The sequence below is a fragment of the Mesorhizobium sp. M0189 genome (assembly GCF_040322135.1).
Lineage (GTDB): Bacteria > Pseudomonadota > Alphaproteobacteria > Rhizobiales > Rhizobiaceae > Mesorhizobium.
Map to the genome: position 1 here is coordinate 44,754 of NZ_JAMYSW010000016.1, position 15,565 is coordinate 60,318.

Annotated in this window: 18 protein-coding genes; 13 read left to right on the forward strand and 5 right to left on the reverse strand. The window is 63.7% G+C overall.

Annotated elements, in window-relative coordinates; translation table 11 throughout:
• Window positions 1-18 precede the first annotated feature (18 nt).
• Window positions 19-351: a DUF1049 domain-containing protein gene (locus tag NKJ09_RS24860; RefSeq protein ID WP_352483587.1), complete on the forward strand. Its 333-nt coding sequence runs from the start codon at window positions 19-21 to the stop codon at window positions 349-351.
• 51 nt (window positions 352-402) lie between these two features.
• Complete coding sequence (gene lhpI / locus NKJ09_RS24865; protein ID WP_023718954.1) at window positions 403-1,368, forward strand: bifunctional Delta(1)-pyrroline-2-carboxylate/Delta(1)-piperideine-2-carboxylate reductase; 966 nt, start codon at window positions 403-405, stop codon at window positions 1,366-1,368.
• Window positions 1,369-1,474: 106 nt separating this feature from the next.
• Here the strand turns inward: lhpI and NKJ09_RS24870 are convergent, their stop codons facing one another.
• Together NKJ09_RS24870 and NKJ09_RS24875 are read right to left on the reverse strand one after the other, a co-directional pair.
• Entirely contained in the window at window positions 1,475-1,843 is a 369-nt protein-coding gene (locus NKJ09_RS24870) for a VOC family protein (RefSeq protein WP_031193999.1), read from the reverse strand.
• 86 nt (window positions 1,844-1,929) lie between these two features.
• Window positions 1,930-2,613, reverse strand: a complete 684-nt coding sequence (locus NKJ09_RS24875; protein WP_023718953.1) for a helix-turn-helix transcriptional regulator — start codon at window positions 2,611-2,613, stop codon at window positions 1,930-1,932.
• Between the two features lie 124 nt (window positions 2,614-2,737).
• Here NKJ09_RS24875 and NKJ09_RS24880 point away from each other — a divergent pair, with 124 nt between their 5' ends.
• The 7 genes from NKJ09_RS24880 (at window position 2,738) to olsB (ending at window position 10,188) form a co-directional block, all read left to right on the forward strand.
• The gene (locus NKJ09_RS24880) at window positions 2,738-3,223 is read left to right on the forward strand and encodes a DUF1772 domain-containing protein (protein WP_352495486.1); all 486 of its coding nucleotides are present in this window, start codon (window positions 2,738-2,740) and stop codon (window positions 3,221-3,223) included.
• A gap of 89 nt (window positions 3,224-3,312) precedes the next feature.
• Window positions 3,313-4,377 carry an RsmD family RNA methyltransferase gene (locus tag NKJ09_RS24885; protein WP_352495487.1) on the forward strand — a complete coding sequence of 355 codons (1,065 nt, stop codon included), beginning with the start codon at window positions 3,313-3,315 and terminating at the stop codon, window positions 4,375-4,377.
• Window positions 4,378-5,241: a TrmH family RNA methyltransferase gene (locus NKJ09_RS24890; RefSeq protein WP_023718950.1), complete on the forward strand. Its 864-nt coding sequence runs from the start codon at window positions 4,378-4,380 to the stop codon at window positions 5,239-5,241.
• Window positions 5,242-5,267: 26 nt separating this feature from the next.
• Window positions 5,268-5,744, forward strand: coding sequence for a signal peptidase II (lspA, locus tag NKJ09_RS24895; protein ID WP_023718949.1), 477 nt, complete (start codon window positions 5,268-5,270; stop codon window positions 5,742-5,744).
• Between the two features lie 52 nt (window positions 5,745-5,796).
• The gene (gene acuI, locus NKJ09_RS24900; protein WP_352495488.1) at window positions 5,797-6,786 is read left to right on the forward strand and encodes an acrylyl-CoA reductase (NADPH); all 990 of its coding nucleotides are present in this window, start codon (window positions 5,797-5,799) and stop codon (window positions 6,784-6,786) included.
• Window positions 6,787-6,874: 88 nt separating this feature from the next.
• Entirely contained in the window at window positions 6,875-9,163 is a 2,289-nt protein-coding gene (locus NKJ09_RS24905; protein WP_352495489.1) for a hybrid sensor histidine kinase/response regulator, read from the forward strand.
• Between the two features lie 149 nt (window positions 9,164-9,312).
• Window positions 9,313-10,188 (forward strand): l-ornithine N(alpha)-acyltransferase, encoded by an 876-nt coding sequence (olsB, locus tag NKJ09_RS24910; RefSeq protein ID WP_023675251.1) that lies wholly within the window; start codon window positions 9,313-9,315, stop codon window positions 10,186-10,188.
• Between the two features lie 9 nt (window positions 10,189-10,197).
• On the opposite strand, the gene NKJ09_RS24915 is transcribed toward olsB, so the two are convergent.
• Window positions 10,198-10,830 carry a trimeric intracellular cation channel family protein gene (locus NKJ09_RS24915; RefSeq protein WP_023718946.1) on the reverse strand — a complete coding sequence of 211 codons (633 nt, stop codon included), beginning with the start codon at window positions 10,828-10,830 and terminating at the stop codon, window positions 10,198-10,200.
• Between the two features lie 75 nt (window positions 10,831-10,905).
• Between NKJ09_RS24915 and NKJ09_RS24920 the strand changes: the two genes are divergently transcribed.
• Entirely contained in the window at window positions 10,906-11,556 is a 651-nt protein-coding gene (locus NKJ09_RS24920) for a TetR/AcrR family transcriptional regulator (RefSeq protein WP_084642653.1), read from the forward strand.
• A 53-nt stretch (window positions 11,557-11,609) separates the two neighbouring features.
• Window positions 11,610-12,389, forward strand: a complete 780-nt coding sequence (locus NKJ09_RS24925; RefSeq protein ID WP_352495491.1) for a quercetin 2,3-dioxygenase — start codon at window positions 11,610-11,612, stop codon at window positions 12,387-12,389.
• A gap of 119 nt (window positions 12,390-12,508) precedes the next feature.
• On the opposite strand, the gene grpE is transcribed toward NKJ09_RS24925, so the two are convergent.
• On the reverse strand, window positions 12,509-13,144 hold the full coding sequence (gene grpE / locus NKJ09_RS24930) for a nucleotide exchange factor GrpE (RefSeq protein ID WP_352495492.1): 636 nt from the start codon (window positions 13,142-13,144) through the stop codon (window positions 12,509-12,511).
• Between the two features lie 236 nt (window positions 13,145-13,380).
• Here grpE and NKJ09_RS24935 point away from each other — a divergent pair, with 236 nt between their 5' ends.
• Complete coding sequence (locus NKJ09_RS24935; RefSeq protein ID WP_023718943.1) at window positions 13,381-13,584, forward strand: hypothetical protein; 204 nt, start codon at window positions 13,381-13,383, stop codon at window positions 13,582-13,584.
• Between the two features lie 121 nt (window positions 13,585-13,705).
• Complete coding sequence (locus NKJ09_RS24940) at window positions 13,706-14,728, forward strand: fatty acid desaturase (protein ID WP_352495493.1); 1,023 nt, start codon at window positions 13,706-13,708, stop codon at window positions 14,726-14,728.
• 146 nt (window positions 14,729-14,874) lie between these two features.
• Here NKJ09_RS24940 and NKJ09_RS24945 read toward each other — a convergent pair whose 3' ends face one another.
• On the reverse strand, window positions 14,875-15,495 hold the full coding sequence (locus NKJ09_RS24945) for a DJ-1/PfpI family protein (RefSeq protein ID WP_352483597.1): 621 nt from the start codon (window positions 15,493-15,495) through the stop codon (window positions 14,875-14,877).
• Between the last annotated feature and the right edge of the window lie 70 nt (window positions 15,496-15,565).

A 15,565-nucleotide genomic window follows, 5' to 3' on the forward strand; every position in this document is an offset into this window, starting at 1 on the left:
TCTTCCGAACGGAAAAACATGTTCAATCGCTTCATCCTCATCGTGGTTTTCGTGCCGCTGGCCGTCATCCTGATTGCGCTGGCCGTCGCCAACCGCGAACCGGTGGCCTTCACGCTCGATCCGTTCAATCCCGGCAATCCGGCGCTGACGCTGACCGTGCCGCTGTTCATTTTCCTGTTCCTGGCGCTGGCCATCGGCATGATCGTCGGCAGCCTGGCGACCTGGATCAAGCAGGGCCGCTACCGCAAGCTGGCGCGCCAGCGCGGCGCCGAGGCCGAGAACCTGCGTCTGGCAGTCAGCCGCGCGCCCACAGCGGCGCAGGGCCCGGCCTTGCCGAAGCCGATGAACTGAGCCGCGGCTCGGGCAGGAAGCGCAACCGGCCTATTTCTCCACGGAGCCATCATGCTGACCATTTCCGCCGCCGAGGTCGACCGCGCGCTGACCTTTCCCGGGCTGGTCGAGACATTGCGCGCCGCTTTTCGCGACGGCGCCGTGCAGCCGGTCAGGCATCATCACACGGTCGAGCGGCCCGACGGTGCCGCCTCGACGCTGCTTCTGATGCCGGCCTGGACCGACTTCAACGCCGGCACCTCGGCCGATGGCCATATCGGCGTCAAGATCGTCACAGTGTCGCCCGACAACAACGCCGTCGGCAAGCCTGCGGTGATGGGCCTCTACCTGTTGCTGGACGGCGCCACCGGCGAGCCTCAGGCCTTGATCGATGGCCAGCGGCTGACGCAGTGGCGCACCGCCTGCGCCTCGGCACTGGCCGCGTCCTATCTGGCCCGCGAAGACGCATCACGGCTGCTGGTGGTCGGCGCCGGCGCGCTGTCGCCATTCCTTGCAAAGGCGCATTCGGCGGTGCGGCCGATCAAGAACATCCGCATCTGGAACCGCACGCCGGCCAATGCCGAAAAGGTCGCGGCAAAATTGCGTGCCGAGGGTTTTGCGGCCGACGCCGCAGGCGATCTCGACGTCGAACTCGGCCAGGCCGATATCGTGTCATCGGCGACCATCACCACCGCGCCACTGATCAAAGGGGTACTCTTGAAACCGGGAACCCATGTCGATCTGGTTGGCGGCTTCACGCCGGCGATGCGCGAAAGCGACGACGACGCGATTGCACGCGCCCGCGTCTATGTCGACACCCGCGCCGGCGCCACCAAGGAAGCCGGCGACATCGTCCAGCCGCTGGCCTCCGGCGTGCTGAAGCCGCAAGCCATCGTCGCCGACCTCTATGAACTGGCACGCGGCCAGAAAAAAGGCCGGCAGGGCAATGACGAGATCACGCTGTTCAAGTCGGTCGGCGCGGCCCTCGAGGACCTGGCCGCCGGCATTGCCGTGTATCGCGCAAGCGTAGGGCAGTAGGGCAGTAGGGCAGTAGGGCAGTAGGGCAGTAGGGCAGTAGGAAACCGTGCTAATCGTGCGGCGCCGCGCCTAGTGCTACTTTGCTCTCGCCTACTGCCCTACTGCCTTACTCCTTTTGCCAATAAACCCGTAGCCGGTGGTTGTCCGGATCGAGCGCGACGAAGGTGCGGCCGAAATCCATGTCGGTCGGGCTCTGCAGGATGGTCAGCCCACGGTCGGCCCACTCGGCATGGGTGGTGTCGACAGCGCCAGGCGTATCCAACGCAAAGACGACCTCGGCGCCACCGCCTGCGGCCGCCGCGGCCGGCTCTACGGTATGACGCGACCAGAGGCCGAGTTTGAAGCCGTTGTCGAGCACGAACAACACGAAGGTCGGCGAGGTGTCGACCGGCTCGCGTCCGAGCAGCGCGCTGTAGAAGGCGCCGCTTTGCTCAGGCTTGTCGACATAGAGGATGACGAAATTGGGCGGTGTCATGAATTGCTCTCCAGATGGTTTCGACTGGAGCAGCATAGCGTGCACCACTGCCAGATTCTGGCAGCAGTCTTAACTGAGCGGCAGCCTTAGCTTGGCTTGTCGAGCGTCGCCCGCCATTCTTTGAGCAGCACCTGGCGACGGCGCGGATAACGCGTCTCGGTGGCGTTGAGGCCGGATATCCGATCGGCGCGAAAGTGCCTGAAATCCTGGCGCATCTCGCACCACGCCGCGACGACGCGCACCTTGTCGAAGAAGCCGAGTGCAAACGGCCAGACGGTGCGCTCGGAGGCAGCGCCGCCGGCATCGCGATAGACAAAGCTCAACTTGTGCTCCTCGCGGATGGCTTGCCGCACCACGCCGAGATCGATGCCTTCGGTGACCTCGGTGCGCGACCCGACCAGCAGCGTCGAGGCATCGAGCTCTTCGCGCAAATCGTCCGGCAGCACGGCGGCGATCTTGGCCAGCGCGTCGGTGGCGGCGTTGGCAAGCCGCCAGTCCGGCTGCTTGGCCACCCAGCGCGAACCGAGCACGATCGCCTCGATCTCCTCGTCGGTGAACATCAAGGGCGGCAGCATGAAGCCTGGCCTGAGCACGTAACCCAGCCCCGCCTCGCCCTCGATCGGTGCGCCCTGCCCCTGCAACGTGGCGATATCGCGATAGAGCGTGCGGATCGACACACCCATTTCGCCGGCAAGGCTGCGGCCGCTGACTGGCCGGCGATGCCGGCGCAGGATCTGGATCAAGTCGAGCAGGCGTTCGGCGCGGGACATGGATCGCAACCCGGTTTGGATGGATGCCCAATTTGGATGGACGATAGTGCGCCTGCGCTTTCGGCGGCAAGCAGGATGATCGCCGACCGGAACGTATGCGGCCTGACGCCGTTGTCTGGCCATTATGGATATACGCGGTCTTCTGTTGTTCTGGTCTGTTTTGACCGCCACCGGTGCTGCCCTAAGCCTCGGACCATCCTTCGCCCACGTACTGGAATCGGTGCCGCGGCTGACCAGATGGCCGCCTTCGCTCTGGCGAGAAACCACGGTCTTCAATGCTCAGTTCCAGTTCTTTTTGACTGTCGGCGCACCGCTGGACGTGGCGGCCGTCGCCTGTCCGGGGCTCCTCGCATGGATGCTGCGCGGCGACCGCCCGGCATTCTGGTGGGTGTTGGCCGCCACCATGCTTTATCTGATGGCGCTTGTCGCGTGGGTTGCGCTCGTCAAACCGGCAAACGATGTCCTGGCCACCTGGGTGCCTGGACCGATCCCGGGCAATTTCGAAGCTATCCGGAGCCGCTGGGAAGCCGGCCATATGGTCGTCACCGGCTTCAAGGCCGTCGGTTTCATCGCGCTCGCAGTCGGGCTGCTGTCGATCAGGCGTGGCTGATCCGTTCGCAAACGCCTGCAGCCCTTTTGTTGCGCCGGTCAATTCGCTGTGGCAGAAGCGGCGCAGCCGCCGTCCGGAGATGCGCCTTCTTGAAACCTTTTCGCGACAAACGCCGCGACAGCCGCCCGCCCGCGAAAAAAGGCGGGATAGAGCAGCCGCGGCGGCGCGACGCCAATCCAACCGCTGGTCCGGAGACGAAACCGCAGGACCGGTCCGAGCAGAAAGCAGCGCCGCGCCCACTTTCGCGCCGCGATGGCGCGCTGCCTGCCGAACATCTGCCGCTGATCCTCGAAGTCGGCGCCAATCAGGATTACGCGCTGCTCGACAGCGGCGCCGGAGAAAAGCTCGAGCAATACGGCCCCTACCGCATCGTTCGGCCGGAGGGCCAGGCGATCTGGCAAAAGGCATTGCCGGCCAGGGACTGGGAACGCGCCGATGCCATTTTCACCGGCGATACCGACGAGGAAGGCATCGGCCGCTGGCGCTTTCCGAAGACGCCGCTCGGCGAGACCTGGCCGATGAAGCATGACGGCATCGACTATCTCGGCCGCTTCACTTCGTTTCGCCATGTCGGTGTCTTTCCCGAGCAGGCCTCGCACTGGGACCACATGGCCGGGCTGATTGCGGCGGCAAAACGGCCGGTGAAGGTGCTGAACCTGTTCGGTTATACCGGTCTTGCCTCGCTGGTGGCGGCGCGTGCCGGCGCCGAGGTCACCCATGTCGATGCTTCCAAGAAGGCGATCGGCTGGGCGCGCGAAAACCAGGAGATGGCGGGCCTGTCGCAAAGGCCGATCCGCTGGATCGTCGACGATGCCGTGAAATTCGCCGAGCGCGAGGAGCGCCGCGGCAGCCGCTACGACATCATCCTGTTCGACCCGCCCGCCTATGGCCGCGGACCGAAGGGCGAGGTCTGGCATCTGTTCGAAGATTTGCCGGCGCTGACCGACATCTGCCGTGCGATCCTGACGCCGAAGCCGCTCGCTGTGGTGCTGACCGCCTATTCGATCCGCGCCTCTTTCTTCGCCATCCACGCCTTGATGCGCGACACCTTCGCCGGCATGGGCGGCACGGTCGAATCCGGCGAATTGATCATCCGCGAGAAATCCGCCGGCCGGGCGCTTTCGACCTCGCTGTTCTCGCGCTGGGTGGCCTGAATGAGTGCGTACGAACGGCACGCGGGCGCGCCAGGGCAGGTGAAGGAAGTCACCAGCCTCGCCAATCCGCTGGTCAAGGACATCAAGGCGCTCGCGCAGAAGAAATTCCGCGACCAGCAGAATGCCTTCATGGCCGAAGGCCTGAAGCTGGTCATCGACGCGCTCGATCTCGGCTGGTCTATCAGGACATTGGTTTTCGCCAAGGCCGGACGTGGCAATGCGGCGGTTGAAAAAGTTGCGGCGCGCACGGTTGCCGCCGGCGGCACCGTACTTGAAGTTTCGGAAAACGTGCTGGTCGCCATCACCCGCCGCGACAATCCGCAAATGGTCGTCGGCGTGTTCTCGCAGAAATTGCTGCCGCTGAAGGACATTCGCGCCCATGATGGCGACGTCTGGGTGGTGCTCGACCGCGTCCGCGACCCCGGCAACCTCGGCACCGTCATCCGCACGGTCGACGCCGTCGGCGCCAAAGGCGTCATCCTGGTCGGCGAGACCACCGATCCCTTTTCGGTCGAGACGGTACGCGCCACCATGGGCTCGATCTTCGCCGTGCCGGTCGCCAAGGCGTCGGCCGAGGCTTTTCTCGCCTGGCGAAAGAGCTTTCCCGGCCTCGTCGCCGGCACCCATCTTAAGGGTGCGGTCGATTACCGCTCGGTCGATTTTTCAAAAGGCCCGGTGCTTTTGATGATGGGCAACGAGCAGCAAGGCCTGCCTGACGAGCTTGCCGCAAGCTGCGACAAGCTGCTGCGGATACCGCAGGCAGGCCGCGCCGATTCGCTCAACCTTGCGGTGGCCACCGGCGTCATGCTGTTCGAGATCCGGCGCGGCGCGCTGAAGCTCGGCCCGGAGGATGCCCGATCGTGACATCCCAAACCGTGAAACTGCAAACCATGAAGTCCTGGAGCCCCTACGCTTTTCTGGTTGTCGCCGCGATAGCGCTCGACCAGTGGCTGAAATATCTGGTCGAGACCGGCCTTGCCTTCCAGGAAAGGCTCGATCTCCTGCCGTTCCTGGCGCTGTACCGCACCTACAACACCGGCATCGCGTTTTCGCTGTTTTCGTCCTTCGGCGACACCGGCCTGGTGGTCGTCGCGGTTCTGGTGGTCGCTTTCGTTCTCTATCTTGCGGCCCGCACGCCGCCCGGCCACCTGCTTGCCCGCGTCGGCTTCGCGCTGATCGTCGGCGGCGCGCTCGGCAATCTGATCGACCGCGCTGCCTATGGCCATGTCATCGACTATATTCTGTTTCACACGCCGGTCTGGTCCTTCGCGATCTTCAACCTCGCCGATGCCTTCATTTCGGTCGGTGCCGTGCTGGTCGTCTTCGATGAGCTCATTGGCTGGTGGCGCGGAACATCGAGCGATTGACCTCACTCGCCCGGCACCGCACATTTCTTATTTGCAAGCCCGAGGAGAAAAAATGCCCGAAGCCTTCAAAGCCATCCTCGTTTCGCGCGACGCCGAGAAAAACCAGTCGGTCGCGGTGACCGAGCTCACCGAGGCAGACCTGATGGAAGGCGACGTCACCGTCGCGGTGGAGGCGACGACGGTGAACTACAAGGACGGCCTTGCAATCACCGGCAAGGCGCCGGTGATCCGCCGCTGGCCGCTGGTGCCGGGCGTCGATTTCGCCGGCACCGTCATCTCGTCTTCCAATCCCGACTGGCGCGAGGGTGACAAGGTCATATTGAACGGCTGGGGCGTCGGCGAGACGCATTTCGGCGCCTTTGCCGGACGCGCCCGCGTCAAGGGCGACTGGCTGGTACCGCTGCCGGACGGCATGAGCCCGCATGATGCGATGGCGGTCGGCACCGCCGGCTACACCGCCATGCTTTGCGTCATCGCGCTGGAGCGCCACGGCATCGTGCCCGACCGCGGCCCTGTGGTGGTGACGGGCGCTGCCGGTGGCGTCGGGTCGGTCGCGGTCTCGATCCTGTCCAGCCTCGGCTATCACGTCATCGCCTCGACCGGCCGCAGTGCCGAAAGCCCCTATCTGACCGACCTCGGTGCCGCGGAAGTGATTTCACGCGACGAGCTTGCGCAGCCTGCAAAACCGCTAGCCAAGGAACGCTGGGCCGGCGGCATCGACGCTGTCGGCAGCCACACGCTGGCCAACGTCCTGTCGATGACCTCCTATGGCGGCGCCGTTGCCGCTTGCGGCCTCGCCGGCGGCATGGACCTGCCGGCAAGCGTCGCCCCGTTCATCCTGCGCGGCGTCTCGCTGCTCGGCATCGATTCGGTGATGGCGCCCAAGGCGGTCCGCATCGAGGCCTGGCGCCGCATCGGCACCGATCTCGATCACGCAAAGCTTGCCAGCCTGTCGACGAGCATCGGCTTCGACGGCATCATCGGCGCCGCGCATGACATCGTCGAGGGCAAGATCCGCGGCCGCGTGGTGGTGGACATGTGAGGCTCCAAAGGGAAAAAAAGAGCGCGACCGCTAAAATTCGAACGATCAACCACAACCTTCAATAAGCTCTGTCTGGCAGGAATTCCGTATGATTGCGGAACCCGGCATCAGAGAGGCGGAACCAGCCGAACGGGCCGACCGGGCGGCCCCCGAGGCGTCAGGGCGGCAGCTTGTCGCCGCGCCGCCGCTGGCGCCGGAATTGCCGGACGCCAACCGCCACGGCCTGCCCTTCCTGACTCTCGTCGCCATCATCGTGCTGGCAGGCCTGTCGCATCTGACCGGAGCGCCGATCTTCATCACCATTGGCCTTTTGGCGACAGCCATCGCCGGGCTCGCCATGCATCTGCGCAACAGGCGCACCCAGCGTCGCGCGGTGGCCCTGCTCGATGCCACGACCGCCCGCAGTCGCGCCGAGATCGAGACGCTGGCCGACCGCATGTGGGAGATGCAGGAGAGCGAGGAGCGCTTTCGCGGTCTGATCGATGCACTCGGCGATCTCGTCGTCCACCGCGACCGCGACGGCCATATCGTCTACGCCAACAAGGTTTTCGCCGACCTTGTCGAAACCGACCAGCGCGACCTCGCCGGCAAGACCCTGGCGGAACTAGGCATCGATGTCGGCATCGTTCCCGACGCCGCCTTTTCCGACCATGAATGCCTGAGTTCCACTGATGTCGCCATTCGCACGCCGGACGGCCCACGCTGGTTCTCTTGGATCGAGCTGTCGGTGCGCGACAAGGACAGCGGCGCCGTTTCGCATCGCGCCATCGCCCGTGACATCACCGCCCGCAAACGCGCCGAATCCTCGCTGATCACCGCCCGCGAACGGGCCGAATATGCGAGCCAGGCCAAATCGCGCTTCCTCGCCACCGTCAGCCACGAGATACGCACGCCGATGAACGGCATCATGGGCATGGCCCGGCTTCTCGCCGACACCAGCCTTTCGCCCGAGCAGCGGACCTATGTCGGCGCCATCTCGACCTCGGCCAGCGCGCTGCTGGCGCTGATCGAGGACCTGCTCGACTATTCCAAGATCGAGGCCGGCCGCTTCGATCCCGAACCGCAACCGATGTCGGTGCGCGAGATCGCCGACAATGTCATCGAGCTTTTGGCGGCGCGGGCTTTTGCCAAGGATATCGGCCTCGGCTGCCATGTCGAACCCGACGTGCCGCAGCTGATCACCGCCGACCCCGGCAGGGTCAGGCAGGTGCTGCTCAACCTTATCGGCAATGCCGTCAAGTTCACCGACAGCGGCGGCGTCCTGGCAAGCATCGGCCGCGTCCGCACCGAAACCACCAACCGCATCCGCTTCACCATCACCGACACCGGCCCCGGTCTGCGCGAGGAGGACATGGAGCGCATCTTCGAGGACTTCGAACAGGCTGACGGCACCTCGACCCGTACGCATGGTGGTGCCGGCCTCGGTCTCGCGATTTCCAAGCGCCTGGTGACGGCGATGGGCGGCACTATCTCGGTGTCGAGCCGGCTTGGCCAGGGATCCGAATTCGTCTTCGAGATTCCCGCTATTTCCGCCGTCGAGGCGCTGCAGATCCGCCAGAACGCGCTGTTGGGCCGGCATGCGGTAATCGTGTCGAAGAACCTGGTCGAGGCCGAAGCCATCGCCCGCACCATTCGCGCCAATGGCGGAACGGTCGATCTGGCCGCCGCCGCCGCCCAGGCCGCCCCTTTCGCCGAGGGCTGCAACGTGCTTCTGGTCGATGCTGCCATGGAGCAAAGCGACGGCAGGCTGCTCAGGCGCCTGCGCCAGAGCGGATTTGTCGATTGCGAGGCGGTGACGCTGATCGCGCCGACCGACCGCGGCATGCTTGGCGAGTTCCGTGCCAACGGTTACGCCACCTTCCTGGCGAGGCCGGTGCGCGGCGAGACATTGCTGCGCGTGCTTTTGACCAGCCACGCACCGGTCATCGCCGAGCCGCAACCGCAAAAGCGCGGCGCGCAGGCTGGGCACGCCATTGGCGGCCGCCAGCAGGGCCTGTCGGTGCTGATCGCCGAGGACAACGACATCAACGCCATGCTGGCCCGCGCCACCCTCCTGAAGGCCGGGCATCGGGTGAAAGTGGTCGGCAACGGCAAGGCCGCGGTCGAGGCGGTCATCAGCACCGGCCATAAGCACCGCTACGACGTGGTGCTGATGGACCTGCATATGCCTGTCATGGACGGGCTGGACGCCATCGCCGCCATCCGCCGCCATGAGGAGGAGACCGCGGTTCCGCCGGTGCCGATCATGGTGCTGTCGGCCGACAGCCAGGAAAAGACCCGCCACGCCGTGCTCGCCCACGGTGCGAGCGGCTTCGTCACCAAGCCGCTCGACCCTGATGCCCTGGTTCATGCGGTTGAAGGGCAAGTGGCCGCTTGAGGCACAACATAGACGGTCGATAGATTACCCAGCCGACGAAGTATTGCCCGCAGAGCCGTATCACGGTACTGTCACAATCCTGTTGCACCTACACCGTATCCCCGTGCCAAGAGGGATGGCTCGAAGGAGAATCACTCGTGCATACAGTCATGCCGGAATGTGATGCTCGGCCGAACGCCAGCGGGCCTTTGCTCGTCGGCCGGAACGCCGATGCCGTCATAAAAGGCGCATCGCTCGGCCGCATCGGCAATCTCGAAGTGCGGCTCGCCCGCAACGAGGCCGAGATCGCCGCCGCGCAGGAAGTGCGCTACCGGGTGTTCTACGACGAGCTTGGTGCCAGGAAGGACCTGTTCCAGATGCAGGACCGCCGCGATGCCGACCGCTTCGATCCCCTCTGCGACCATCTGCTGGTCTTCGATACTTCGCTTTCCGGTCCCGAGCATCGCCGCATCGTCGGCACCTACCGCCTGCTGCGGCAGGAGATTGCCGCGGCGGCGGGCGGCTTCTATTCCGAAGGCGAATTCGAGTTGACCAAGCTGATCGCGCGACATCCCGGCCAGCGCTTCCTCGAGCTCGGCCGCTCCTGCGTTCTGCCGGAATACCGCTCCAAGCGCACCATCGAGGCGCTGTGGCAAGGCATCTGGGCCTATATCAATCATTACGGCATTGGCGTGATGACCGGCTGCGCGTCGTTCCACGGCACCGTGCCGGCGGCACATGCAGAGGCGCTGACCTATCTTGCCCACCACTGCCGGACGAATTCATCGTGGGACGTGCGTGCCGTCGCCGGGCGCTATTGTTCGATGGATCTGATGCCGATCGAAGCCGTTAACACCAAGGCGGCGATCGCCGCGATGCCGCCGCTGGTCAAGGGCTATCTGCGCGTCGGCGCGCGCATCGGCGACGGTTGCGTCATCGACCGTGAATTCTCGACGGTCGACGTGTTCGTGGTGATGCCGGTCAAGGAGATCGGTGCCCGCTACGTCAATTATTATGGCGGGGAAGCGCAGCGGTTTGCAGCCTGACACCTTAAATCAGGGAATATCTTCCGGACGCCGGCCAGGCTTGCTTTTGTAGGACGGAAAGGCCCAGCCGAATTTCAGCGCGCCGCCGCGTACGCAGAAAGCCGCCATGAAACCTGCCAGGCCCGACGCAAGCGGCGGCAGTCCGGCGAAATCGCCAAGTGTGTAGAGGCCGGCGCCGGCAAGCGCTGCGGTAACGTAGATTTCCGGTCTCAGGAGCACCGAAGGCTCGCCTGTCAACAGATCGCGCAGAATGCCGCCAAGGGTTGCGGTGAGCATGCCGGTGACGATCGAAACTGCAGGTGACCCGGTGATCGTCAGCCCCTTGGCCGCGCCAATCACCGAAAATGCGGCAAGACCTATGGCGTCGAGCCAGAGCAGCAATTTGTAGCGCGACTCGAAACGATGTGCGCTGAAGAAGACGACGACCGCCACCGCCGCACAGATTAGCACATAGTCGCGGTTTCCCACCCAGAACACGGGCACGTTGAGGATGACGTCGCGAAACGTTCCGCCCCCGATGCCGGCAACGCTAGCCAGAAACAGGTAACCGATAATGTCGAGCTGTTTGCGCGAGGCGGCCAGCGCCCCGGTCGCCGCGAAGACGGCGACGCCGGCATAGTCGAGAAGCTCGATCGGGTTCATGGAGGGAATAATGAAATACCGAGTGGGGAATAGCGAGTGGCTCCTGCGAATCTGGATTGACTCCAGATAAATTAAATGATTGAATTGTTCATTCAATTATTTGGGTGGACGTCTATGTCCCCTCGCCGCTACAGCATGGCTTCCCGGACTGCCGCCTTCGCCAAGACGAGGCAGCGCATTCTCGACGCGACAATCAAGCTGCACACCCAGAACGGCATCTTTGGCACGACTTGGAAGGATATCGCTACGGAAGCCGATGTCGCCGTTGGCACCGTCTACAAGCATTTTCCTACTCTGGATGACCTGGTGCCGGCGTGCGGCGAATTGCTGATGGAGCGCCTGCGTCCTCCGTCGCCCGAAGCAGTGAGGGAGATAATCGGCGACGCGACCGATCCTGAAGAACGGCTACGCCGGGTCGCCAACGAGCTGTTCGCCTTCTACCAACGTGGCGGACGGCATCTCGAAAGCGACCTGCGCGAGCGCGAGCTTCCGGCCATGCGGGAATGGGAGGAATACCTGCGACACATGGTGGCCGGATTCGTGCGTGAGGCACTGGCGCACGACGGTCCGGGCGATGATGTCGTGCAGGCAATCAGCTTTCTATTCGACTTTCCGACGTTCAACGCCATGCGGATACGCGGTATGACGGTGGACCTCGCCGTCGAAACGGCAACGACAATGGCGCTCTGCTGGCTCAAAGGCAGAGGCCGGACGAGCACGTCTTGAGCGAACAGAATGCGGGAGGCGAAACAAAGGTCAGATGGCAAAGGGAGGAAGTCATGGACACGAATGTCGTTGAAATCACTGAATTTGCATTGAAGCCCGGATTCACCGAGCAGATGTTCCTGCAGACTAGGGATGAAGTGAATGACGAGGTGCGAAAGCTCAGGGGTTTCCTCAACCGTCGCCTGCTCAAATCCGCAGGCGGCTGGACGGAGATATTCGAATGGGCGGACATGGACAGCGCCAAGGCGGCTGGCGAGGTCTGGTCCTCCCTGCCCGGCATCAAAAACTATTGCTCGATGGTGAATTCCGCCTCGATCAAGGTCGGCTACCATTCTGTGGCGGCCGTGGCTGGCGGCGAAGCTGGCAGGAGCACTCCCCACGCCTTTTGCAGTCACGCCTTGGAAGGAGAGGCGCGCTGGTGGCTTGGCTCGCTAGCGGTGATCAAGGCGACAGCGGTCCAGACCGCGGGCCAGTTCACGCTGATCGAAGTGCTCGAGAGCGAAGGTGAGGCGCCGCTGCATGTGCACCATCGCGAGGACGAGTCATTCCTGGTGATGGAAGGCGAGATCGAGTTCGAGATCGGCGGTAAGGCGATTATGGCTGGACCCGGTTCGTTTCTCTTTGGGCCACGCGATGTGCCGCACCGCTATACGGTCAAGCGTGGGCCGGCCCGGATGCTGTTCTTCTTCACGCCTGGCGGTTTCGAGGAACTTCTGAGGGCGACCAGTGTGCCCACCGCCGACAGGCGCATTCCTCCGGACGGCGAAGGAATGCCGGACATGGAGACATTCCCCGACGTGGTCCGCCGCTATGGCTGTGAACTGCTGAGCTGAGGGCAGGAAAGCCTGCACGGCGAACTGTTTGATCGCCCTGAAATCGGATAGGTTGGGGGCGGTCGATCATCCCTCACGCTTTGATGGCGGTTGCTGGCTAACGGAGCCCTACTCCCAGTTCACGCATCCTTCTCAGCCTGCTCGTTCACCGGCCCCGGCTCCACCGGCGCTTCGCTTGCCACATGCTTGGGGCCGCCCTTGGCGACGCCGACCATGGCCGGCCGCAGCACGCGCTCGCCGATCGAATAGCCGGGCTGCACGACCTGGACGACCGTGTTGGCCGGCACGTCGGGATTGGGCACCTCGAAAATCGCCTGGTGGAAATTCGGATCGAATTTCTCCCCCTCGGGCTCGAGCTTCTTCACGCCGTGGCGCTCCAGCGCCGACAGCATGGCGCGCTCGGTGATCTCGACGCCGTCGATCAGCGCCTTGAAGCCGGCATCACCCGACGCCTTGGCCTCCTCCGGGATGGCATCCAGCGCACGGCGCAGATTGTCTGATACCGACAGCATGTCGCGGGCAAAATTGGCGACCGCATAGGCGCGCGCATCGTGGACGTCTCGGGCGGTGCGGCGGCGCAAATTCTCCATGTCGGCCGCCACGCGCAGCGCGCGATCCTTCAGCTCTTCGTTTTCCTTCAGAAGCCGCACAAGCGCTTCATAGTCGCCGTCGACGCCGCCTTCCCTTGGCTCCGCGGCAGCCTCGGTCTTCTCGGCTTCATCGGGCGCGCGTTCGTCTTTTGCCTGGTCGCTCATCGCCGTTTCCCGTCATTTTCAAATGGTGTGGATTTGCGCCCGATATCGAGGTTTAGCGGCCAAAAATCAAGGGGCAAGCGATACTGCAGCCGCTGTTGCGGCTCGATGGCGGACGGCGCAAACCTTTCGATTTAATTCAAACTTTACCGTAACCGCCGGCTTTGCTTGCCAGGCTACTACAATGCGGGAACCATTCCTCCCTTGGAAGAGTTTCGAAGCCGACACAGGATTTTGAGATGATGCCCCGCAGGAACGGCGAAAAACGCAACGGGCTCGCCGCCGATATCCGGCGCCAGCTCGGCACCGAAGCGACCAAGCGCTTTCTGCGCACCTTGCCGGCCTTCCGCACCGAGTCCGATATTCCCGACCGTCTGAAGGAATTGCTCGACCGCCTGGACGGCGTGGAAGCCAAGGTGGTCGCAGGCGGGCGCCGTCGGTAGCGCGCCGTTGCCAGGGACGCGACCGGCAATTGTGGCCGGTTGCCATCGCGCGACGTTTACGCGCAGTAACTTTGCGTGATCTCCGTCTTGCGGCAGCGCCCTGCTCCGCCTATGTTTCATGATGAACATGATTTCCCCCGAAGCTGTGGCAAACAGCAAGCGCGCCTGGTTGAAAATCCTGTCGCGCTATAAAAAGCCCGACAGACGTCGCAGCGCTGTCGAACTCGCCATCACCCTCATCCCTTTCGCCACGTTATGGACGCTGTCCTCGGCCGCCTATGCCTATGGCCATTGGTGGGGTCTGGTCCTCATCCTTCCGGCCGCCGGCTTTCTGGTGCGGATCTTTATGATCCAGCACGATTGCGGTCACGGCTCCTTCTTTGCCAATCGCTATGCCGACGACTGGATCGGCCGCGTCCTTGGCGTGCTGACGCTGACGCCCTACGATTGCTGGCGCCGCGCCCACGCAACCCATCACGCCAGCGCCGGCAATCTCGACGAGCGCGGCACCGGCGACATCAAGACACTGACCGTCGCCGAATACCGGCAACTGTCGTGGCGGGGCCGGCTCGCCTATCGCCTCTATCGCCATCCGCTGGTGATGTTCGGCCTTGGCCCGATATGGATTTTCATTTTCGAGCAGAGACTGCCCTTGGGCATGATGCGGGGCGGCCTCACCCCTTGGGTGTCGTCGATGTCCACCAACCTCGCCATCGCCGTCATCGCCGCTCTGCTCATCTGGTTCGTCGGCCCCGGCGCGTTCCTGGTCGTGCATCTGCCGATCGTCATTCTCGCCGGATCGGCCGGCATCTGGCTGTTCTACGTCCAGCATCAGTTCGAGGAAACGGAGTGGACAAAGGACTCCGAGTGGGAATTCCAGCACGCTGCCCTGCACGGCTCGTCCTATTACGACCTGCCGCCGGTTCTGAACTGGATCACCGGCAATATCGGCGTCCACCATGTGCACCACCTCTCGGCCAAAGTGCCGTGTTACCGGCTTCCGGAAGTGCTGAGGGACTATCCGGAGTTGCGTGAGATCGGCCGCGTCACGCTTCTCGACAGCCTGCGCTGCGTCAAGCTGGCGCTATGGGACGAGAGCCGCAGCAAGCTGGTCTCGTTCCGCGAAGCGCGGATGGCCGTGTAGACGCACCGCCGCACCTAAAGCGCGTCGCGCTCGACCGGCCTCATGCGACGCGCTTTAAGTTCTTGTTTATGCATGCCGTTATCGCAAAACCGCTGCACACTTTTGCGCGACATGCATTAGGGGCGCGGCGGCTCCAAATTCCGAGCTTAAGCCGCCTGGCGTTGGTCGCGCATCAGGATCTCTCCCTGGCGGATCTCGGTGCCCAGCACTTTCAGACATTCGCGCATGAAGGCGGCAAGGCCCGGCCAGCCCTTGGCCGACACCAGATTGCCGTCGACATGGGCACCGGTCGGCGCAACATCGATATAGATGCCCCCGGCCAGCGTGACTTCCGGCTCGCAATATTGCAGCGCCGCGACTTCCCTGCCGCGCACCACGCCGTCGACCGCGATCAGGATCTGCACGCCGTGGCAGATGGTGAAGATCGGCTTGCCGGCCTCATGGAAATGCCGCACCAGCGCCTGCACGCGCTTGTCGATGCGGATATATTCCGGCCCGCGCCCGCCCGCCGCGTAGACGGCGTCGTATTCGGCCGGGTTGACCTCGGAAAACGTCTTGTTGAGGATGTAGTCGTGGCCGAGCTTTTCCGTATAGGTCTGGTGGCCTTCGAAGTCGTGCAACGAGGTCTTCAGGATGTCGCCGGCCTTCTTGTCGGGGCAAACGACATGGACCGTATGGCCCACCGCATGCATGGCCTGTTCAAAGACGAAAATCTCGTATTCCTCGCTGAACTCGCCAACGAGCATCAATATCTTCTTGCCAGCCATACCCGGTTCCTCCCTTGTGGCCACATTTATTCGGATCGCGAAATAATGGACCTATCCTAAGACGGGGACG